Origin of the sequence: Clostridioides sp. ES-S-0005-03 (genome assembly GCF_020658455.1) — a bacterium.
GTDB lineage: Bacteria > Bacillota > Clostridia > Peptostreptococcales > Peptostreptococcaceae > Clostridioides.
On record NZ_JACVWI010000009.1, the window covers coordinates 26,145 to 49,486 of the forward strand.

Genomic DNA, 23,342 nt, shown 5'->3' on the forward strand with positions numbered 1-23,342 from the left:
GGGGGGATTGCAGTGGGTTCTAAAAGAAAGTTTAAAAGAGACTATATAATACTAGAAGCTAAAGACATAAACTTTAGATACAAAGAACGAGTACTGCCAAAAGCTTTTGCAAAAGTCGAAGTAAATGATGAAAAATCAATCATTGCATTATATGTAGAAAATCTAAAATATGTTAAAGATGGGTATAAAGCAGTAGCAATAAAAGGTGACCATGGATTAATAGACTTAGGAAATATAATTTTAAATGAACAAGGAAGAGGTGAATTTGTTTTAGATTTAGAGGATTATGATGAAGAAATAAAAGGAATTGCCTTATTGTATGAAAGAAATATTCCTCTAGTTGGGTTTAAGGGAAATAAGATTGAAAATTATGAGGACATATTATTCCAAGATGTAGAAGATGAAGAGTTAGCTGAAAGTGAAGAAGAGTATTTAGAAGAAGATATAGAGGTTGAAAGAGAAGAAGAGTACTTAGAAGAAGATGCTGATAATGAAGAAAACAGTGATAGTGACGAAGAATATATTATAGAAGAATATGATGAAGATGAATATGAAGATTATTGGGAAGATGATGAAACCGAAGAGGGAGAATTAAAGATAAGAGCAGATGTAGAAGATTCTAGTGATGATGAAATTGAAGAATTTAATAACTATAAGGAAATAGAAAATTATAACAAGGCTAAAGAAAATGAATTCTATGACGATATAGAATATGAAGATGAATATGATGAGGATGAAGAAGATTTTGAAATAAGACATGAAGAAAAGGTAGTTGCTTCTCAAAAAACTACTAAGTCAAAGAAAACTCAAAAAGAACAAAATAATGTTGAAAAAGTAAAAAGAGCCAATGGAATAAATCAAATAGATAGTGGGAATAAGCAAGCTGGAACATTACTTATGCCTAGACAAATAAAGAAAGGGTTAAAGCTATTTAGAGAAGTTAAGCCTTTTACAGCAGATTATATAGACAATACAAGATGGTGGAAAATAGAGGTAAACCCTACAACATTGTGTGGATATTCAATGCCTTATTTAGGATATTTAAATGTATTGAATTATACAATGTATAGTGATGCAGTTTTACATTCATATAAATATAGACATTACTTATTCGGAGTACAATATGATGAATATAATAAGAGAAAGCATTATATTTATGCTATTCCAGGTAATAGAAATGAACAACCAGATAATGGAAGTACAGGATTTTTGAGATATCAAGCTTGTGACCACAGAACCAATAGTTTAGGCTACTGGTTATGCTTTATAGATTCTAGACAGAGAAGTATAGTTAGATAAAACAATAAGAATGAAAGAATTTAACTTTAACTTTCATTTTAGTAAAGAAACTTAACTAAAATGATATAAAAGTTTAAAAACTATTGATAATATTTAAATATTACACTACAATATATGTTGAAATACCTATTATATTATGGAGGAAGATTATGATAAACGAGCAAAGAATTTTAAATGAGTTCCTTGAATTAATACAGATAGACAGTTTATCTTTAAAAGAGGGGAACGTAGCCAAAGTATTAGTTGAAAAGTTAGAAGAAATAGGTTGTTCAGTTGTAGTAGATAATGCTGGTGAAAAAGCAAATGGAGAAACAGGCAATATAATAGCTACTTTAAAAGGAAATAAAGAAGGAAAGAAAATATTATTTAGTTCACATATGGATACAGTAACTCCAGGAATAGGGGTAAAACCTATAGTGGATGAAGTAAATGGAATAATAAAAAGTGATGGGACTACAATATTAGGATCTGATGATAAAGCAGGTATAGCAGCTATATTAGAGGGATTAAGACAAGTAAAAGAAAATAATATAGAACATACTGATATTCAAGTTGTATTCTCTATATGTGAAGAATGTGGATTAGTTGGAGCTAAAAATTTAGACTATGCAAAAATAGATTCTAAATATGCCTTTGTATTAGATAGTGGTGGTTCTCCAGGAGAGATAATAGTAAAAGCTCCTGCACAAGATGTAATAAATGTTAAGATATTAGGAAAGACAGCTCATGCAGGTCTTGAGCCTGAAGCTGGTATAAGTGCTATAATGGTAGCTGCTAGAGCAATAGATAATATGAATTTACTTAGAATAGATGAAGAAACAACTGCTAACATAGGAATTATAAATGGTGGAACAGCTACAAATATAGTAACAGGAGAAGTTAACATAGTTGCAGAAGCTAGAAGTCTAAAAGAAGATAAATTAGATGTTCAAACTAAACATATGGTAGAAACTTTTGAAAAAGCTGCTAAGGATTTTGGAGCTAAAATTGAAATAGATGTAAATAGAGCATATACTCCAATAGATGTTAATGAAGATTCAGAAATAATACAACTTGCAAAAAAAGCATTTTCAAATTTAGGAATAGAAGGTCATACTGAATCTACAGGAGGAGGTAGCGATACTAATATATTAAGTAAAAATGGTATTGAAGCTATAACTCTAGGAATAGGTATGAAAAATGCGCATACATTAGATGAACATATAGCTATAAAGGATTTATATGATTCTGCCAAAATGGTAATAGAGATAATAAAAGAAGCATAAATTTAAATAATAGTGTATAATATATATATCGCCTAGCTCAAGCTAGGTGATTTTTCATTTTATAGAAGATTGATAATCTCTATTGAAAGTAAAAGATATACATTTGAATATAATAATAAATTTAATTTATGTTTAAGTATATGTTTTTAATAATATTTAGATTTGGTTTGTTAGGAGGAATAACAATGGAAACAAGGTATGAGGAAGCAAATAAAATAACAATACAATCAATAATTTGGAATATAGTCTTAACAATAATTAAGGTGATAGCTGGTATTATTGGTAATTCGAGTGCTATGATTGCAGATGGATTACATTCAGCCTCAGATATTATAAGTTCTATAGGTGTACTGATAGGTAATTATGTATCTTCTAGACCAGGAGATAAGGAACATAATTATGGTCACGAAAAGGCAGAGACATTGGTATCATTCGTATTATCAATATTACTTATATTTGTTTCTATAACAATAGGTATAGGGGCTATTAAATCATTATTTAACTTAGATGCATTGAGTGTTCCATCAATACTTCCGTTAATAGTGTCAGTCATCTCAATTTTGATAAAAGAGTATCAATATAGAATAACAATTAAAGTTGCTAAAAAGATAAATTCACCAGCTTTAAAAGCAGATGCTTGGCATCACAGGTCAGATGCTCTATCTTCAGTGGCTGCATTTATAGGTATAGGAGGTTCTATTTTAGGATTTAAACCATTAGACCCAATTGCATCAGTTGTAGTAGCAGTATTTGTGGCTAAGGTAGGAATCGATATACTTAGAAGTTCTGTAAATGAATTGATGGATGTTTCAGTTGATGAAGAAGAAAGAAGAGAATTAAAGTTTATTGTAGCAGATACAGAAGGTGTTAAAAATCTAGGAGATATAAAGACTAGAAAGCATGGAGCTATGGCATATGTGGACTTGACTATATGTGTTGATGAAAATCTCACAGTAAAACAGGGGCACGATATTGCTACTAAGTTGGAAAAACATATAATAAAACATATGGAATTTGTAAAAGGGATAACAGTTCATGTTGAACCATGCACTAATTGCCAAGGAAATAAGTGTATAAAATAATTATAGCTTAAAAAAAAGTGTAAAAAGTTATATAATTGTTTTATGACTATAAACTCTAGGGGTGGTTAAATGAGTAAGAAAAGAAAACTAAAGAAAAAAGCTGCAATATTAATAGGAGTAGTTGTTTTCTTTATAATATACTTTATATCCTTTAAAATAGGTCTAAACATGGAAAAGGATAAGAGTGAGGTTCCAAAGAAAGTAGAAACAGAGACAGAAGATAATAGGTCTTTAATGACTCAAATAAAAGAGAAAAAGAAAATTTATGTATCAGATAAAAATGTAGAAAACATAAAAATCGAAGAAGATATGTGGAACGAGATAAAGTTCTTTTTCTCAGAATTTAAGAAGGTGAGAAATACTACTTCTTATGAAGCAATTTATGAAGGGTATTCTGATGATGGAATTAAATTTTCTACAGACCTTAATTTTTTTAGAGTCTATACTGTAAATAAAGAGGAATATTATAAAGTTCCAATTGATTCCAAAAATTCTTTTAAGAAGCTTTTAGATGAGAGTATATATACTTCATTTGACCTTTTGAGTCACTATAAAGACTGGAAAGAGGTCACTATAACTTATGGAAAAGAAACTAAGAAGGTTCATAAATGGAAGTTTGATGATTTAGCACATAAGATGATTTCAAAAAGAGTTGTAGGAAAGGTTCAGCCAGAAAAAAGCAAGGAAAGAAGTGATTATAATTTCAGTATAAATATAAAAGGTGAAAATTTTGCTGTGAAAGTAGATACAATGGGCAAGGATTATGTAAAAGTTACTTCTAAAAAAACTGTCTCTTACTACGAGGTTCATACAAGTTTATTTGATTATCTTAAAAATGAAATATTTGAGATTGGAAAGAAATAAAATATTAAGAAGGCTATCAAGCGATTATATCATTTGATAGCCTACATTAATTTTTATATGTTATTTTTAGTTACATACTATTTTTCAACTAGTAAGTCTGCAACCTTATATATTGGACCAGCACCAGCAGTTATTACTAAATCATTATCATTAACATTTTCACGTAAATATTTTACTATATCTTCAAATTCTTTTATGTAGATAGCATCTACGTTGTTTTGATATAATTTTTCAACTAAATCTTTAGAGTGTATATCTCCTGGATCATCTTCTCTTGCAGCATATATGTCTGTTATGATAACTTTATCAGCAGCATAGAAAGCTTCTGAAAATTCTCCTAAAAGAGATTTTGTTCTAGTGTAAGTATGTGGCTGGAAGATGCACCATAAAGTTGATTTTTTTAACTTTTTAGCAGCAGCTAAAGTAGCCTTTAATTCAGTTGGATGATGTGCATAATCATCTATTACTAAGGCATTTTTGTAGTATCCTTTAGATTCAAATCGTCTTCCTACACCTTTATATATTTTTAAATTTTTTCTTATAGTCTCTAAATCAATACCAGAAACAAGAGCTGCCATTATAGCAGAAGAAGCATTGTATATATTATGAAGACCATATACAGAAAGCTCGAATTCTCCCAAATCTTTTCCTTGATACTCTATTTTAAATATCCCATGACCACTATTATCAAAATGTATGTCTTTTATTACAGCATCATTGTCAGAATCTCTACCATATTTTATAATAGTAGCTTTGACATCATATAATATGTCATCTACATTTTCATCATCACCATTTATTATGAAATATCCATCTGGAGGTAAAAGTTTACCAAATTTATTAAAAGAAGCTTTGATTTCGTCTATACCTGAGAAATAATCAAGATGGTCTTCCTCAACATTTAAAACTATAGATATCTTAGGATTAAAATTAAGGAAACTATCTACATATTCACATGCCTCAGTTATAAAATGGTTAGAATTACCTATCTTAACATTACCACCTATCATGCTTAAGTTACCACCAACTAGTATAGTTGGGTCTAAGTCTGCATATTCAAAAATTGTAGACAACATAGATGTTGTAGAAGTCTTTCCATGTGTACCAGAAACTGCTATAGAGTTTTTATATTCTCTCATAATCTGGCCTAAAAAAGTAGCTCTGTTCATTATTAATTTATTCTTTTCTCGAGCAGCTATAAGTTCTTCATTATCTGGGTGAACTGCTGCAGTATAAACAACCATATTTACATCATCTGATATATTTTCTTTTTTTTGACCGATATAGATGTTTGCCCCTTGATCCCTAAGTTTGTCTAATAGATATGATTCGTTTGAATCCGAACCTGAAACCTGATAACCCTTATTGATACATATTTCGGCTAATGCACTCATGCTGATACCGCCAATTCCTATAAAGTGTATATTCATAATAAAACCACCTTTCTTTTTAATTAAGTCCTACAATATGAACTATTTTTGTGGTATAATAATATAATGTTCAATATTTTATAATTAATATGCATATAATATTATATGTATTTTATTTTTGAATATAATAAAACATAAGTAATATTATACCACAATACGAATTGTTATGCATTATTTAGTTTAAGGTTATATAAAGGTATTTGTAGGAGGAAATAGTAATGAAATTTAAAAGAACAGAGAGAATTGGAGCAATAGTTAAAATACTATCTGATAATCCAAATAAAATATATACATTAAGTTATTTTACAAATCAATTTAATGCAGCAAAATCCACAATAAGTGAAGATTTATTAGTTGTAAAAAATGTATTTGAAAAACTACATTTAGGGAAAGTTATAACTATCTCAGGTGCAGCAGGAGGAGTAAAATATATACCTAAAACTTCTATAGCAGAAAATGCAGAGTTTTTAATGGAATTATGTGAGAAAATATGTGACACATCTAGAATACTATCTGGTGGTTTTTTATACTTAATTGATTTAATTTATGACCCTACAATAGCTGCTAAGATAGGAAAAATATTTGCTTCAAACATTGAATATGTAGATGCAGATTATGTTGTAACAATGGAAACAAAAGGTATACCTATGGCACTTATGACTGCAAAGGCTATGAATTTGCCTTTAGTTATAATAAGGAAAGACATAAAAGTATCAGAAGGTCCTACCCTTAGTATGACATATGTAAGTGGAAATAATTCGAAGGTTGAGAGTATGAGTTTACCAAGAAGGGCTCTTAAACCAGATAGTAAAGTTATAATTATAGATGATTTCATGAGGGGTGGAGGTACTATAAAAGGAATGGTAGACCTTATGAATGAATTTGGAGCAGAGGTTATAGGTACTGGAGTATTTATATCTACAACAAATCCTTCAGAAAAAATGGTAAAAGATTATATATCACTAATTCAGTTAGATGTTACTGGAGATAAAATAGTAGTTGAACCAAATTTAAAAACTTTTAAAGATGAATATAGAAATGAAGAATTAGATGAAGAAAATGATTCAGAATTTGAATTTGAAATAGATGAAGATTAATAAAAAAAATATTTAGAAAAATATGTAAAAATAAAAAGAGGATATCCCTAGTTGTCCATAGAATTACTTAAAAAACAGTTTATATTAATTTATTCCAACAATAATAATTTTAATATAAATTAATTTCTGTCAAAATCAAAGGGGGATATATTGGTATGAAGATAACTGACGTAAGAGTAAGAAAATTAACAGAAGAAGGCAAGATGAAATGTATAGTTTCAATAACTTTTGATAATTTGTTTGTAGTGCATGATATAAAAGTTATAGAAGGCCACAATGGGTTATTTATAGCAATGCCTAGCAGAAAAGTAGGCGAAGGAAATTTCAGAGACATAGCTCATCCAATAAATGCAGAAATGAGACAAGTTTTAGAAGATGCAGTTTTACAAGCGTATCATGAAGCATTAGTTCAATGGGAAGTAGCTGCTGAATAACAATAAATATAAAATGGAGAGAGCCCGAACATTTAGGCTCTTTTTAAATGTAGAATTTGCATTAAAATATGTACTTTTTAGTAAAAAAGTGCTATATTATTAGTGATAATGTATATGTTGTATACAAATTGTTAAATAAATGTATTATAATGTATATTGATTGAGATAATAATACGAATAAAATTAAATTAGATTGAATGGAGTGTATCAATGAACTTTAAAGCTATAATCCTTGCCGCTGGCAAAGGAACAAGAATGAAGTCTAAATACCCAAAAGTTATACATAAAGTATGCGGAAAAGAAATGGTCAACCATATTATAGATGTTTCAAAAAAATCAGGTGTAAAGGATACTGTTGTAATTTTGGGGCATGAAGCGGATGTAGTAAAAGAAAAACTTGCAGAAGAAACTATGATAGCTATGCAAACAGAACAGCTTGGAACAGGACATGCTGTAAAAATGGCTAAAGAATATATAAATGATGACGATATAATAGTTGTACTTTGTGGAGATACTCCACTTATAAAGGAAGAAACATTAAAGAAATTATTTGATTTCCATATAGAAAATAAATATCATGCCACAGTTCTTACAACAAAAGTTGGAAATCCAACAGGTTATGGTAGAATAATAAGAGATAAGAAGGGTGACCTTCTTAAAATAGTGGAACAAAAAGATGCAAATTCAGAAGAAAAAATGATAAGTGAGATAAATTCTGGGATATACTGTTTTAATGGAAAGAGTCTTAGAGAAGCATTAGATTTGTTAAATAATAACAATGCACAAGGTGAATATTATTTAACTGATACTGCTAAAATAATGAGAGACAAGGGCTTAAAAGTTGGTGCATTTGCAGGTTCAACTATTGAAGAACTTATGGGTGTTAACTCAAGAGTGGAATTATCAAAGGCAGAAGAAATTATGAGAAGAAGAATAAATGAATCTCATATGGTAAATGGAGTGACTATAATAAACACTAACTCTACCTACATAGAATCTGATGTTGAGATAGGTAATGATACTATAATATATCCAGGGGTTATGTTACAAGGAAAAACAAAGATAGGTTCAGATTGTATAATTGGAATGAACTCATCTATAACAAACTCAGAAATAGGAAATGGGACAGAAATAAAAAATTCAACGATACTTGATAGTAAAGTTGGAGATAATACTACTGTTGGACCATATGCATATTTAAGACCGAAAACTAACTTAGGAAACAATGTAAAAATAGGTGATTTTGTAGAGGTAAAAAATGCTGTTATAGAAGATGGTTCAAAAGCATCTCATCTTTCTTATATAGGAGATGCGCATGTTGGAAAAAATGTAAATATTGGATGTGGAGTAGTATTTGTAAACTATGATGGTAAAAATAAATTTAAGTCAATAGTTAAAGATGATGCGTTTATAGGTTCAAATTCTAATTTAGTTGCACCAGTAGTTGTAGAAGAAAAAGGATATATAGCAACAGGTTCAACAATAACACATGATGTCCCAGATGGAGCTTTAGCAATAGCAAGACAAAGACAAGTTGTTAAAGAAGGATGGGTAGAAAAGAAGAATCAAAAAGATAATCAAGGTAAGTAGTTATTTAGTTTATTATTTTGGCTAATAAAATTAGCTCGAAATTATTATAAATTATATTCATTAGGATTTTAAAATTTTCAGGAGGGTTACATAAATGAATACTAGCGGAAGCGAGATTAAAATTATTGCAGGTAATTCATCGAAAGAGTTAGCACAAAAAATAGCTGACTATATAGGTGTATCAGTGCTAGACTGTGAAGTAGGTACATTTAGTGATGGTGAAATATGTGTAAACATGAATGAGACAGTAAGAGGTTGTGATGTGTTTGTAGTACAATCTACTAATAGTCCAGTAAATGATAACTTAATGGAGTTATTAATCTTAATTGATGCATTAAAGAGAGCATCAGCAGGAAGAATAACAGCAGTTATTCCTTACTATGGATATGCAAGACAAGATAGAAAAGCTAAGGCAAGAGATCCAATCACTGCTAAATTAGTTGCAAACTTAATAACTGCTGCTGGGGCAGACAGAGTATTAACAATGGATTTACATGCAGCTCAAATACAAGGATACTTTGATATACCACTAGACCACTTATTAGGTGGAACAATATTAGCAGATTACTTCAATGAAAAGAAAATAGAAGATTTAGTAGTAGTATCTCCAGATTTAGGAAGTGTTACTAGATCAAGAAAGTTTGCTAATACTTTAAATGGAGAAGTTCCAATAGCGATAATAGATAAGAGAAGACCAAAAGCTAATGTATGTGAAGTTATGAACTTAATAGGTGATGTTAAAGGTAAAAATGTTATACTATTAGATGATATGATAGATACAGCTGGAACAATCGTTAATGCTGCAAATGCGCTTAAAGAGTTTGGAGCAAAAGATGTTTATGCTTGTTGTACTCATGGTGTATTATCAGGACCAGCTATTGAAAGAATTTCTAATTCAGAAATAAGTGAGTTAATAGTTCTTGATACTATACAACTTCCTGAAGAAAAAAGAATAGATAAGATAAAAATAAAAACAGTAGCTCCTTTATTTGGAGATGCTATAAGAATGATATTCTCTAATGAATCAGTAAGTAAATTATTTTAATTAATTAGATTTATAAGAGTTGCTTAAAGTAAGTTTTTAAGCAACTCTTTTTTAATATCTAATTTATGTATTAGTATAATTTATTGGAGTTGTATGTGTGTATATAAAAGTAAATGTTTCTTGTAAAACATGTGGATAAGTAATTAAAAACTAAATTTAATAAAAAATATAAAATTATGAATATTACGAATATAAAAAATATTTGGAAAAAGAATTGAAAAAGTTTGAATTATGTAGTATTATGTAAATATAAATTAAAGAAAGAGGTGTTTCCAATGGGAAGGATTGAAGATGAACCCCTAATAATTAATTGATTCAGCCACAATCTAAAGTAAATATAAAAATCTATTGAAAGTTTATTTATAAGAATTGAAAATAGTATCTATTCTATATCTTTAGTGTTTGTGAGAGGGTTCTGGATTATATAAAGTTACTGTAAAGAAAGTAATTTTTTACGATAAGCATATATATAGATGAAGAGTTTCATTTATATAGTGATTGTGGCTGAATCATAACTGCAATAATATAGAATGTTTATATATAGATGTTTTTAATAAAATACTATATTGTAATAGCTTTTAGCTTTCAAATGAATACTAGCAAAGGATGGAAATGACAATGATAAAACTAAATGATAATTTATAAATATCTCCTTACGATATATGGTAATTGTAGGGAGATGTTTCTTTTTTGTATAGTATAATTACTTTCGGAAATTATGTTTGAATATGTTAAAGTTTGGTATATATAAATAATATAAAGTGTATTGCTAAAATGTGGTAACTATTATATAATATAAGTGGATATGTATCTCTATTATGAGTTATATATCATTCTAAATTTAATAAAATAGAAACGTTGATGTATGTTCTGTGATGTGGGCACCTTGGAACATATTGAGTTAGTGGTGCAACCGGCTATGAAATTGTATTTATGATACTTTTATTTTCATAGTTTTTTTTGTTCAAAAAAATGGTTATATGCTAGAAATAAATCTGGTTAGTACGTGTAAATAATTTTACTTAGATTTTTAACCAGATATATTATAATTAAGTATTAATTAAAAAAATTGAGGGGGAATAAAAATGAAGTTAAGAAAGAATAAAAAAGGTTTCACTTTAGTGGAATTATTGGTAGTAATTGCAATTATAGGTATATTAGCAGTAGTGGCAGTTCCAGCTTTATTTAGTAATATAAACAAAGCTAAGGTAGCAAGTGTTGAGTCTGATTATAGCTCAGTTAAGAGTGCAGCATTGTCTTATTATGCTGATAAGAATGAATTTCCTGAAGATATTACTGATGATTTGAAAACATACATGGAATCTAATATAACAAATTCTGATGTTGGTGGCACATATACTTTAGTTAAAGCTAAAGATGATACTAAAAAATTGGCTCTATTAATAACAGGTGCAACTTTAACAAAGGAGCAAGCAAGCAAATTAGTATCTGATATAGGTGCTAATAAGGTTTATACAAATGCTGAGCTTACTACAGAATTAAGTGGTGCAGTAGATGGTGGCAATGTATATATGGTTCTTATAGACCATTTAGAAGCTAATACTAAATAGTATTTTTATTGTTTGATTGTATTTAAGTTTAATTATAAAATAATAAAAAAGACAGGAAGAAAATCTTCCTGTCTTTTATACTATTTTCTTTAATATCCAATCATAAATGATGATATAATTGAGATAGTAAAGGAGTGAAATCTGTGGCTAAAAAAGTTAGAATAGGAGACAAACTGGTCGAAAAAGGATACATAACAGAAGACCAGCTTAAATGGGCATTATCAGAGCAAAAAAACAGTGGAAAAAGACTAGGAGAATTTCTAGTACAAGAAGGTCTTATAGATAGTAACTTATTAATAAGTGTATTAAAAGAACTTTTAGATATAGAAAGTGTATTTTTAGAAGGAACAGAAATAGATACATTAGCTACAAAGATGGTTCCAGAAAATATATGCAAAAGATATGCTGTATTTCCATTCAAAATCGATGGGAATAAAATATGTCTAGCCATGTCAGACCCACAAGACAGAGAAGCAGTTCAAGATGTAAGACGTATGTCAGGTAAAGATGTCGAAATATTTATATCAAGTGCAGAAGATATAAACAAAGCAATCGGTCATGCTTATGCACATTCAGAAATAAATAAAGCAATGACTGAATACAACAAAAACAAGACTGGTGGAATTAGAGAAACAGTAATCCTTGAAGAGGATGTAAATGCTGCTCCAATAGTAAGACTAGTAAATAATATACTAGAAAATGCTGTTAGAATGGAGGCCAGTGATATACATATAGAACAAAGCGAAAATTACATGCGTGTTAGATTTAGAATAGATGGAATGTTAAGAGAATATATGAGAATGAACTCTGCTCCATACAAAGCGGTAATAAGTCGTATAAAAATAATGTCAGATATAAATATATCTGAAAAGCGGATTCCACAAGATGGTAGAATATATTTAAAAGTAGATAATAAACCTATAGATTTTAGGGTTTCTACAATGCCTACTAATAGGGATGAAAAAATAGCAATGAGAGTACTTGATAAGAGTAATTTTATGGTAAGTAAAGAAGTACTAGGAATAGATGAACATGGCTCTAAAATATATGATGAGTTAATAAATACTCCTTATGGGCTTATATTGGTAGTTGGACCTACTGGAAGTGGAAAAACTACTACATTATATTCAATGCTAAATCAATTGAATACGGAAAATAGAAATTTATTAACGATAGAAGACCCTATAGAGTATGAACTACCTGGTGTAAATCAATCTCAAATAAATGAGAAGGCAGGACTTACTTTTGCCAGTGGGCTTAGAGCCTTTATGCGTCAAGACCCAGATATAATAATGGTTGGAGAGATAAGAGATACAGAAACTGCTGAAATAGCAATTAGAGCTTCTCTTACAGGACATTTAGTTTTAAGTACATTACATGCAAATACAGCAGTCGGAGCGATTTCACGTCTTTTAGATATGGATGTGGAAAGTTTTTTGATAACTTCATCTCTTTTAGGGGTAATATCTCAAAGGCTGACACGAAAAATATGTGAACATTGCAGAATTTCATATGAGGCAGACACTGGAGAAAAAAAGGCTCTTGGAATTGATGTAAACGAATCAGTGACTATCTATAAAGGACAGGGATGTGAAAGATGTAATAATACTGGATATAAGGGACGTCTAGGTATATTTGAAATGCTTGAAATTACACCAGAAATAAAAGAGCTAATAGATTCATCTGCAAATCAAAGAGAAATTTTAAAGTTAGCTAAAAAACAAGGTATGGTTAGTCTAAAAGAGGATATAGTTAAAAAGGTTTTAGGTGGAAAGACAACAGTAGAAGAAATGATTAGAATAATTTTGATGACTGATTAAAGGATGATATTATGAAAAGTTTTAAGTATACAATAATAAAAGAGGATGGGAAAAAGCAAACTGATGTGATTGAAGCTAATGATTTTAATGAAGCTAAAAGTCTTCTTAGAAAAAGAAATCTTAGAGTTCTTGAAATCAAAGAAAGTAAAAGTAAAAATATAAATATATCTTCTAGAAAGAGAAAAAAAGACTTAGGAGCTGACCAAATAAGCCATTTTTGCAGACAGTTTGCTATTATAGTATCTTCTGGTATAAATAGTATTTCTGGATTAGAAACATTAGCAGGAAGGTCAACTAATGTTACATTAAGAGAAGAAATAAATCGTATAGTAGCAGAGATAAAAATAGGTTCTACTATTGCTGACTCAATGCTTGCACCAAAGTCTAAGTTTCCAAAGTTACTTGGTGCTATGGTGGCTACAGGTGAGGCTACAGGTAAACTAGATGAAGTATTAAAAAGTATGGCTTCATTTTATTCCAGTGAGCATAGAGTTAAGCAAAAGCTTAGAAATGCAGCTACATACCCATTAATAGTTTTGATTTCTTCATTTATAATGATTTTTATATTTACAGCATTTATGGTACCTAAGATGATTAATTCAATCACAACAGTAGGTGCCACTCTTCCACTTGTAACAAGGATTGTTATGGGATTTGGTACATTTATGAAGACATTTTGGCCAATAGTACTTTTAGTTATTATACTGTCTATTTACCAATTTAAGAAGTATCTAAAAACACCAGTGGGTAGAGCTCAAAAGGATAGAGTTATAAATAAAATTCCTGTATTGGGAAAAGGTATAAACTGTATGGTGGCTACACGATTTTCAAGAGCATTGTATCTATTTGTATCAACTGGGTATCCATTAGTTCAAGGGCTCGATTATATTATAGATAGTGTAAATAATACTATGGCAGAAAAGATTTTAACATCAGCAAAAGATGGAATAACAAGAGGTGAAAGTCTAGCAGAAAACTTAGAAAGATATACGTATTTTGATTCAGTTTTAGTGCAGATGATAGCTATAGGGGAACAGACAGGGGAATTAGAGAACATAAGTAGACAGATGGCTGAATTCTATGAATATGAATCCGAAATTTATCTAAATAGAATGGCATCAATGATAGAACCTGTTTTAATAATTGCAGTTGGTATTATAGTTGCGGTACTGGTTGTATCAATATTCATGCCAATGCTTAGTATATATGATGCTATGTAGGAGGGAAAACAACAAATGAATAAGGTTTATGTATCATATTATGGTGATTCTATATCCATAGTTGAAGGCAGATACAAACATGATAAAGATAAATTTTATATAAAAAACTTTAATGTATTTTCAATAGAGGATATTGCTCAAGATTTTTCTAAAGAAAAGTATGCTCTATTGAGATATGCATTAGAAAATGTAAAGTTAAAATCAAAACACATAGTGTTTTGTTTGAATACGAGAGATGTAATTCTAAAACCTCAAAAGTTGCCTAAGATGGATAAAAAAGATTTAGATGGATTTATGAAGCTAGAAATGGATGAAATGATGGCCCTGGAATCAGATGAGTATGTATTTTCATATGAAGTATCTAGTGAGATATCTGATAGGTCAGAAGGTGAAGAGGCTAGTTTAAATCTGATTATTGGGGCTATAAAGAAAGAAGAAGTAAATGCAATTGTAGATATAATACATGAATTTGATTTGGTATTGGATAGAATAGATACATTATCAACAGCTTATTTAAGAATTCTCAAGAATTTAGATTACAATGATATAATGGTGACAAATATAAGCGATAATAGCACAATTATAAACATATATAAAAAAGATACTTTATTTATTAGTGATAATATACCAATAAGAATAACTGCTAAAGATATGGAAATGCAATTATTAAATGTGGTCGAAGAGTCAAAAGGACTTATGAATTACTATTCGTCAAGAAACTTTGGTAAGGTAACAGATACTATATTGATATTGGGGAAAAGGTACTCTAATAAATTAATTTATGAGGCTTTTAGTTCTGCATTTTCAAACTATGTTTCTCAAGGTCTTACAGAGATAATGGATATAGCTGATATGGTATCTGGTGATATAGATGAAGATGATATAAATTCAATTGTAGAACTTTTAGGTTGTATGATAGAGCCTAAAGACAAAAAAGATTTTGAAAATATAAATTTTCTACCAATAGATATACTTAGAAAACAAATGAAAGCTAAACAAATAAAAAGTGTAATGAAAATGGCACCTGTGGTTATTTTAGTGATTTCTATTCCATATTTATGTTTAATTTTTTCAAACAGTTTAGCTAATAAAGAACTTGAAAATGTAAATGATGAAATAAGAAATATTGAGTCTGCTTACTATCAAATTGGAAATATAGAAAAAATGATACAAAGTAAAACAGAAGAAATAAAGGTATATGATATGTTAATTGGGAAAAAGGTAAAATGGGAAAATCTATTGGATGATATAGATAAAAATACTCCAAGTAGAGTTGAACTAATGAGTTTATCAACGACTTATCAAAATCTTGGAACTACTAATAAAACTGAGAACTCAAATAACAATAAAACTACCACAAATAAATCAAGTAGTAATGAAACAAAATCAAATACAAAAAGTAGTAGTGATGGAGATAAAGCCAGCAGTGATTTAAATGAAGATAGGACTACAAATGTGTCAGAAGCATTAACTGGAGATAGTGGAACTGATAGTGCTGATACAGATAAAGATGATAAAACACCATTATATGATAAGATACCAAATGTTATAAACATAGAAGGAAATGCTAAAGATTCTTCTTATGTAGGTCAGTTTTTATATAAATTAAAGGGCTTGTATTATTTTGAAGATGTTAAACTGCATAGCATAAAAGGCAATGAAGAGAATTCCAACTATACATTTAATATGACATTATACCTGAAAGAAGGTGTATTAACTAATGAATAAGGACATATTTAAAAAAGATATAAAAGATATATTTAAAATGGAAGTTAGTCTAAAGGGAATCATTATAAAAGTCGTAATTTTACTTGCTATTTTATCCTATGGATATTTTGGACTTTATCCACAATATGAGAAATATGTTTCTACAAAAAATTCTGTAAAACAAGCTACACAAAAATTAAATACATATAAAGAGAAAACAGCTCTTATGCCAAAATATGAAAAACAACTTAAAAATATTGAAACTGAATTAAATGAAAAAAGTAAAAACCTATTATATGATATGCAAGATGGTCTGTTTCTAATTGGTTTAGACAAGAAAATGAAAACATATAATATTGACTTAACTAGCTATGATGTTGGAAATATTAGAGAATATGAACATTTTTATGGAATATCAACAACAATAAGTGTTAGAGGGGATTATAGAAATGTTAAAAAATTGATGGCTTATTTAGAAGAGCAAAAAAATGTTACTCAGATATTAGACTATACTATGACTTCATATATAGAGCCAGAAAAAGAAGAACAAGAGACAACAAGTAATAAAGACTTAATTAAAAATGTGAACATAAATAAAGATACAAAAATATATTGGGTAGAAGGCGAAGATAAATGGCATTTATATAATGACTGTCCATTGATAAAAGAAGGAGAAATTCTTAAGAATGACAAACTTTTAGATAGGTCAACAAGTTATCTATGTAACACTTGTGTACTTAGAGCTGCAACAGAAAAAGAAACAAAAAAAGAAGTAGTAACTCCACAAGCAGAAGGTGTAGTAGAGGCTACATTTAAATTTATAATGTATACTAAAGAAAATACTACAATGATACTTGATACAGATAATCCATCTTCATGGAGACCAGGAAAATATAATCCATTTAAAGCTAGTGCAAAATAAAACCAAATAGGTTTTAAAGATAGGTGATGAGCTTGTACAAAAACAATGAAAGAGGTCTTACTTTATTAGAAATAATAGTAGCTGTATTTATATTGACTATAGTTTTAAGTATTTCTTATAAAGTATTTAATGGTATAACATCAGCAGTAAAAAAACAACAAATCATTACAGATGCTCAAGTAAATATTAATTTAATTAATAAATATTTAAATAGAGACTTAGAAAACTGTAAGGATGTAACAAAGAACAGTTCAGGTAGTGGCTATGAATACAATATAGAAACTCCAGAGAATACAGTAAAGTATGAAGTATCTATAGATACCAAAAACAATACAGGAGTATACTCTGTAACAAGAATTCAAGAAAATACCACTAATACTGAAGATGCACTTAGAGAAGAAATAATTTCTAATCAACCATTAGTTCAAAACAATAAAGAAATGAAGGAAACGCCATTTAAAATAGAAAAACAAGCTGATAAATCTATTTATACAGTAAGTGTATATTATAATGAATCAGTTCAAGAAGGCCAGAAAAGCAGTGATTTAAATAACAAGACTTATACATTTGATGTTATGTCAAGAATTGGGTAAATGGGAATTTATTTAAAAAATAAGTAGGTTGATAAAATATGAGTAAAAAGAGTAATGAAAAAGGATTTTCTTTAATTGAAGTATTAGTAGCTATGGCGATTATGGGAATTATATTATTTGCATTTTTTAATATTATCAATACTAATGAAAAGGCCAACACTAAAAATGAAGCAGATATAAGTTCCTTAAATTATGTTCAAAGTGAAATAGAGAACTTAAGAGAGAAAATAAAAAGTGGAACATTTGATTTTGACAGTCTGGATAAGCGAGAAGATGGAACAGTGGAATATGAAAAATTAATAGATAAATCAAACAAAGTCGTATATGATAAAGTACTTAACAAGGATGATGTGAGTTTATATGATACTCCATATAAAGAGATTACAACAGTAGAAGATAAAGACGGAAATATAATTGACAAGGAAAGTATTACAAACAAAGTAAAGGTTATTGTAGATGATAAAAGTGGTCAAATATACAAAATAACTGCAACGGGAAAAAGCATGAATGACTATTCAAGTAAAAAAGAAGTTAAAATTGTAACTGAAATATTTAAAGATAAATAATTTTACTTGGGGGTGAGATTTTGAGGAAGTATAATAAGATAAAAAACGAAAGAGGGGCGGCATTAGTTTTAGTTTTGGTTGTAGTAGCATTGCTTTCTATTGTTGGATTGACATTTTCAAATCAGATAGCTAATAGAATAAAATCTACAAAGACTACTAATGAGGGTATACAGGCCAAGTATCTAGCAGATACATGTGTGGAAAATAGTGTTGATAAAGCATATGAAAAATTGTATGATGAACTTGAAAAAATAGATAATGAACTTAAAAGTGAAAATCAAGAAAAATCAATATCAAGGTCAGCATTAAGAAATATATCAAGTTTGGAACTTAATAATCAAGATGAGGAAAATCTTCCAGTGGAGAGACTTGGGTATATGAATAATATAAAGTTCTATTTAAATAAAGCTGCTCCAGATTTAGAAAAAGCTAGTATAGAGTTAAAAAAATTACAGGGTTTAAATATATTTGAGGATAGGGATATTGAAGATATAGCTGAAACTATTCTTTCACATAGAGATTCTACATTAAGAATTTGTAAGACTTATACTTCTGGAGATATCAGTAAAATAAATGAAAGTATTTTGGTTGGAGATATAGATTCAACTACATTACTTCAGGCAAAGTTAGTAAATAATGATATTCTTTTAAAAATGTTTTTAGAAGGAAATAAAGTTGAAAATGAACATTTAAATGGGACATTTTCATACACTTATAAAGCTTTAGATAGTATTTCTTTGGCAATGCAAAATATGATTGAATACAGACATACATTTCATATTGATGAACCAAAAGTAGAAATATATGATGGAATTCCAGATTCTCAACAATATTATGACTTAATACAAAATCCTATAATAAATGGGAAGAGATATGGTTGGAATAGTAACTGGGATACATTAGAAAACTTGTTAAAACTCTTACCAAATCAAACTGAAGGATTTAATGCTTTGAGGGTTCACTTGAGAAATAATGTAAGGAAATTTGAAAAATTAAGTGAGAATATATATAGTGGAAATAAAAATACAGCAGAAGATTTTTTGGAATATAAAGAGTTACTATATGAGATATCAGACCAATGTAATCAGTTAAAAAGTATGTCTTATGAGAAAATACCTGTTAAATATGATAATATGACTTTGATAACAACTTTTGATTATATACAAAATGAGCTTTTAGCGGAGATAAAATGTAGACTGAAGGAATTAAAACCTCAAGAAGTTGATAAAACAGAAGATGCTACTATAAAAATACCTTTTTATAAAGCTGACTACGACATGACGAAAGAAAGCTGGCCAGAATTAAAAGAAAATGGCTCAGGGGCAGAGTTAAGTTTAGTAGTAACTGGTGATAAAGATGGAATAAAAGAGGTAGAAGTTAAAGATGGACAAAAAAATATTCTTGGATTAGGTGTTGAAGAAAACTCAAATTCAAAATATGAAGTTGAAGCTAAAGTTAAATTTAATATAAATGTAGATTCAAATATATTAGATAATTATGACATAAAAGATAAAATTTCAATTAGTCATGACATAAGTTCGTACAAAAAAGTAAACTAAACACAAAACTATAACTTAGTATAAACTAATAAGTAATAAAATGACTTTGTATGTTTATTACTAAAAAAGTAAGTAAATTAATAAAAGATATGGAGAATAAATATTATGTATATTTATGATTTATTAGAGCAAGCAATAAGTTTAAATGCATCAGATATACACATAACAGTTGGTACAAATCCTGTAGCTAGAGTAAAAGGTGGATTTGTAAAGCTAAGTGAACAAATCTTGACACCAGAGATAACGATGCAAATGGCAAAAGACATAGCAGGGGAATCTATGTTTAAAGTAATAGAAGAACATGGAGAAGCTGATTTTTCAGCTTCTCTAAAAACTGGAGAAAGATTTAGGGTAAACTCCTATAGACAAAAAGGAAATTATGCAATAGCAATAAGAACTATAACAGCAGAAATACCAACTTTTGAGAAACTAGGACTTCCAGAAAACATAAAATCTTTTACTGAAAGACATAAAGGATTGGTTTTAGTTACAGGACCTACAGGAAGTGGTAAAAGTACAACACTTGCAAGTATGATAAATATAATAAATGAAACGCAACAAAAACATATAATTACACTAGAAGACCCAATAGAGTATGTCCATCACCACAAACAAAGTTTAGTAAACCAAAGAGAAGTAGGAACTGATACAGAAAGTTTTCACTCAGCTCTTAGAGCTATTTTACGTCAAGACCCAGATGTAATACTAATAGGGGAAATGAGAGACCCTGAGACTGTGTCAATAGCGTTAACAGCCGCAGAAACAGGACATCTAGTATTTTCAACACTACATACAGTTGGTGCTGCTAAGACAATAGACAGAATAGTGGACATGTTCCAGCCAGCCCAACAACAACAAATAAAAACTCAATTGTCTACAGTGTGTGAAGGGGTAGTATCACAACAATTACTTCCTACATCAGATGGGAAGGGTAGGATAGCTGCAATTGAATTGATGTTTGCAACACCAGCAATAAAAAACCTAATAAGAGAAGGAAAAACATATCAAATTCCAAATATGATACAAACTGGAGTTAAAGCAGGTATGAAAACTATGGATCAAGATTTAATGGAACTTTATAAAAATGGAAAGATTACAAAAGATATGGCACTTAGTAGATGTACTGACCAAGAATTTATGACTAGAATGATAGGTGGAGTAAGTTATAATGGAAATTATAGTCGTTAATTTATATGTATTTGTAGTTGGGCTAGTATTTGGAAGTTTCTTTAATGTTTGTATTTTTAGGATTCCAGAAGGTATATCTATCTCTAGTCCACCATCTCATTGTATGAGTTGCAATACTAGATTAAAGCCTATGGACTTAATACCAGTTTTTAGCTATTTAATGAGTGGGAGAAAATGCAGATATTGTGGTGAGAAAATTTCTAGTAGATATGCTATAGTAGAGTTAATTACAGGAATTTTATTTTTAACAGTATTTATGGTTTATGGAATATCCATATCAACTATTTATTATTTGGTTCTTGTATCTTTATTAATTGTAATAACATTTATAGATATTGACCACTTTATAATACCAGATAGGATACTAGTTTTTGGGGCTATATTTGCTATAATTTTTAATCTTCTACTAAAAGAAGTTTCAATTAAAGATTCTATTATAGGTGCTTTTGTATGTGGAGGAAGCGTTTGGCTTATAGTAGTTCTAATTGAATTCATAATAAAAAAAGAATGCATGGGTGGAGGAGATATTAAACTATTCGCAATGTTAGGCTTATATATGGGTGCTAAAAATGGTCTTTTAACAGCTTTACTGAGTGTTTATGTAGGAGCAGTATATGGAATTTGTGTGATAGTTTTGAGCAAGATAAAGGGAAAGAAATACAATTCTGTTATACCTTATGGGCCATTTATATCAATTGGAGCATTAATAACAATTTTATTTGGAAGACAATTACTTGAATTTTACTTTTCTATACTTATGTAGAGGATAGTTAAGTTTAATGTAATTTTAATTTTTATAAAAGTGAATTAAAGTAATCAATAAGGACAATATTATTATTAACCCTACTACATAGTACTGTAGACTATGGAGTATATAATAATAATTTCCTTATTTTTTGCATATTTGATAAATAAATCCTTATATATTTTTTGTGATGGATTAAAGAAAAGTTCGTATAATATGCTTTTTATTTACATAGTAACTGTAGTTTTATCTGTATTAATATATCTAAAATTTGGGATTAGTACAGAATGTGTACAATATATAGTATTGATTCCATTTTTAATAATTATATCTATTATAGACTACTACACAATATATGTATATGATATAACAATAGTTAGTGGTATAATAGTTCAAGGTGTAATTTTTTTAATCTTTTGCAATATAGTGCAAATTGACTATATAAGTCATATATTTGGACTGGCAATAGGTTTTATTATACCTTATATTATTGCTAAATTTACAAAAGGATTAGGCTATGGAGATGTAGGTCTCTATAGCTTATGTTGCTTTGCATTGGGAAATAACTATGGATTTTATGTGATAATTTTATCATTTATTTTAGCATTTTTATTTTTTGTTATTTTATATGTAATTAAAATTTTTAAAAATATAAATATCAAAAAACAAATTCCTTTTACACCATTTATTTCTCTAGCGACAATTATAATAATATTTACAGAGTATAATATATTTGATTTTTATTATAGTTTGTTATATAAATTTCTATAACAGGAGGTAAAAAATGTACGTAGTAGTAGGGTTAGGAAATCCAGGAAAAAAATACGAAAAGACTAGACATAACGTTGGATTTGATGTCATAGATATTCTTGCAAAAGAATACAACATTAGTGTTACTAAAATAAAACACAAAGCTTTAATTGGCGAAGGTAGAGTAGGTGCTGAAAAAGTATTACTAGTAAAACCACAAACTTATATGAATTTAAGTGGAGAAACATTAATAGATATATATAAATATTATAAGGTAGATTTAAATAATATAGTAGTAGTGTATGATGATATAGATTTAGATGTTGGAAAGATACGCATAAGAAAAAAAGGAAGTGGTGGTACTCATAATGGAATGAAATCTATAACGAAGTGCTTAGGTTCAAATGATTTCCCAAGAGTAAGAGTAGGTGTATCTAAGCCAGAAGTTGGCCAAGACTTAGCAGATTTTGTACTTTCTAGATTTAGAAAAGAAGAATCTGATAATATAAATGAAGCACTAGAAAAAGCGGCGTGTGCTGTTGACTCAATAATAAGAGAAAATATAGACATGTCTATGAACAAATACAATGGATAG

The 23,342-nt window shown here is 28.8% G+C and carries 21 protein-coding genes and 1 riboswitch; of the genes, 20 read left to right on the forward strand and 1 reads right to left on the reverse strand.

Annotated features, from left to right (window positions below; translation table 11 throughout):
- Positions 1-12 precede the first annotated feature (12 nt).
- From IC218_RS19285 to IC218_RS19300, 4 genes are all read left to right on the forward strand, one after another.
- Complete coding sequence (locus IC218_RS19285; RefSeq protein WP_227436342.1) at positions 13-1,299, forward strand: hypothetical protein; 1,287 nt, start codon at positions 13-15, stop codon at positions 1,297-1,299.
- A gap of 149 nt (positions 1,300-1,448) precedes the next feature.
- Entirely contained in the window at positions 1,449-2,564 is a 1,116-nt protein-coding gene (locus tag IC218_RS19290) for a M20/M25/M40 family metallo-hydrolase (protein ID WP_227436340.1), read from the forward strand.
- 185 nt (positions 2,565-2,749) lie between these two features.
- Complete coding sequence (locus IC218_RS19295; RefSeq protein WP_227436337.1) at positions 2,750-3,646, forward strand: cation diffusion facilitator family transporter; 897 nt, start codon at positions 2,750-2,752, stop codon at positions 3,644-3,646.
- A 69-nt stretch (positions 3,647-3,715) separates the two neighbouring features.
- Positions 3,716-4,510 (forward strand): hypothetical protein, encoded by a 795-nt coding sequence (locus IC218_RS19300; protein ID WP_227436335.1) that lies wholly within the window; start codon positions 3,716-3,718, stop codon positions 4,508-4,510.
- A 77-nt stretch (positions 4,511-4,587) separates the two neighbouring features.
- Here the strand turns inward: IC218_RS19300 and murC are convergent, their stop codons facing one another.
- Positions 4,588-5,940: a UDP-N-acetylmuramate--L-alanine ligase gene (gene murC / locus IC218_RS19305; protein ID WP_227436333.1), complete on the reverse strand. Its 1,353-nt coding sequence runs from the start codon at positions 5,938-5,940 to the stop codon at positions 4,588-4,590.
- Between the two features lie 218 nt (positions 5,941-6,158).
- Between murC and purR the strand changes: the two genes are divergently transcribed.
- The 16 genes from purR (at position 6,159) to pth (ending at position 23,342) form a co-directional block, all read left to right on the forward strand.
- Positions 6,159-7,037 carry a pur operon repressor gene (purR, locus tag IC218_RS19310; RefSeq protein ID WP_227436331.1) on the forward strand — a complete coding sequence of 293 codons (879 nt, stop codon included), beginning with the start codon at positions 6,159-6,161 and terminating at the stop codon, positions 7,035-7,037.
- A gap of 155 nt (positions 7,038-7,192) precedes the next feature.
- A complete protein-coding gene (gene spoVG / locus IC218_RS19315; RefSeq protein ID WP_003421453.1) occupies positions 7,193-7,471 on the forward strand; it encodes a septation regulator SpoVG in 279 nt (92 codons plus the stop codon).
- A 210-nt stretch (positions 7,472-7,681) separates the two neighbouring features.
- Entirely contained in the window at positions 7,682-9,061 is a 1,380-nt protein-coding gene (glmU, locus tag IC218_RS19320) for a bifunctional UDP-N-acetylglucosamine diphosphorylase/glucosamine-1-phosphate N-acetyltransferase GlmU (RefSeq protein ID WP_227436330.1), read from the forward strand.
- Between the two features lie 94 nt (positions 9,062-9,155).
- The gene (locus IC218_RS19325) at positions 9,156-10,106 is read left to right on the forward strand and encodes a ribose-phosphate diphosphokinase (RefSeq protein ID WP_054271950.1); all 951 of its coding nucleotides are present in this window, start codon (positions 9,156-9,158) and stop codon (positions 10,104-10,106) included.
- An 842-nt stretch (positions 10,107-10,948) separates the two neighbouring features.
- A riboswitch (cyclic di-GMP riboswitch) is annotated at positions 10,949-11,034 on the forward strand.
- 157 nt (positions 11,035-11,191) lie between these two features.
- Positions 11,192-11,677 (forward strand): type II secretion system protein, encoded by a 486-nt coding sequence (locus IC218_RS19330; protein ID WP_227825272.1) that lies wholly within the window; start codon positions 11,192-11,194, stop codon positions 11,675-11,677.
- Between the two features lie 143 nt (positions 11,678-11,820).
- On the forward strand, positions 11,821-13,497 hold the full coding sequence (locus IC218_RS19335) for a GspE/PulE family protein (protein WP_227825273.1): 1,677 nt from the start codon (positions 11,821-11,823) through the stop codon (positions 13,495-13,497).
- An 11-nt stretch (positions 13,498-13,508) separates the two neighbouring features.
- A complete protein-coding gene (locus tag IC218_RS19340; protein WP_227436325.1) occupies positions 13,509-14,717 on the forward strand; it encodes a type II secretion system F family protein in 1,209 nt (402 codons plus the stop codon).
- 15 nt (positions 14,718-14,732) lie between these two features.
- Complete coding sequence (locus IC218_RS19345; RefSeq protein ID WP_227825274.1) at positions 14,733-16,445, forward strand: PilN domain-containing protein; 1,713 nt, start codon at positions 14,733-14,735, stop codon at positions 16,443-16,445.
- Positions 16,438-17,346, forward strand: coding sequence for a type 4a pilus biogenesis protein PilO (pilO, locus tag IC218_RS19350; RefSeq protein ID WP_227825275.1), 909 nt, complete (start codon positions 16,438-16,440; stop codon positions 17,344-17,346). Before IC218_RS19345 ends, pilO begins: the two co-directional genes overlap by 8 nt.
- Positions 17,347-17,372: 26 nt before the next feature.
- On the forward strand, positions 17,373-17,939 hold the full coding sequence (locus IC218_RS19355) for a prepilin-type N-terminal cleavage/methylation domain-containing protein (RefSeq protein WP_227825276.1): 567 nt from the start codon (positions 17,373-17,375) through the stop codon (positions 17,937-17,939).
- A 38-nt stretch (positions 17,940-17,977) separates the two neighbouring features.
- The gene (locus IC218_RS19360) at positions 17,978-18,505 is read left to right on the forward strand and encodes a prepilin-type N-terminal cleavage/methylation domain-containing protein (protein ID WP_227436318.1); all 528 of its coding nucleotides are present in this window, start codon (positions 17,978-17,980) and stop codon (positions 18,503-18,505) included.
- A gap of 20 nt (positions 18,506-18,525) precedes the next feature.
- A complete protein-coding gene (locus IC218_RS19365; protein WP_227825277.1) occupies positions 18,526-20,064 on the forward strand; it encodes a hypothetical protein in 1,539 nt (512 codons plus the stop codon).
- 105 nt (positions 20,065-20,169) lie between these two features.
- Entirely contained in the window at positions 20,170-21,252 is a 1,083-nt protein-coding gene (locus IC218_RS19370) for a type IV pilus twitching motility protein PilT (RefSeq protein ID WP_227436312.1), read from the forward strand.
- Positions 21,233-22,015 carry a prepilin peptidase gene (locus IC218_RS19375; RefSeq protein WP_227825278.1) on the forward strand — a complete coding sequence of 261 codons (783 nt, stop codon included), beginning with the start codon at positions 21,233-21,235 and terminating at the stop codon, positions 22,013-22,015. Before IC218_RS19370 ends, IC218_RS19375 begins: the two co-directional genes overlap by 20 nt.
- A 198-nt stretch (positions 22,016-22,213) precedes the next feature.
- Positions 22,214-22,768 (forward strand): prepilin peptidase, encoded by a 555-nt coding sequence (locus IC218_RS19380; RefSeq protein ID WP_227436308.1) that lies wholly within the window; start codon positions 22,214-22,216, stop codon positions 22,766-22,768.
- A gap of 13 nt (positions 22,769-22,781) precedes the next feature.
- On the forward strand, positions 22,782-23,342 hold the full coding sequence (gene pth / locus IC218_RS19385; protein ID WP_227483597.1) for an aminoacyl-tRNA hydrolase: 561 nt from the start codon (positions 22,782-22,784) through the stop codon (positions 23,340-23,342).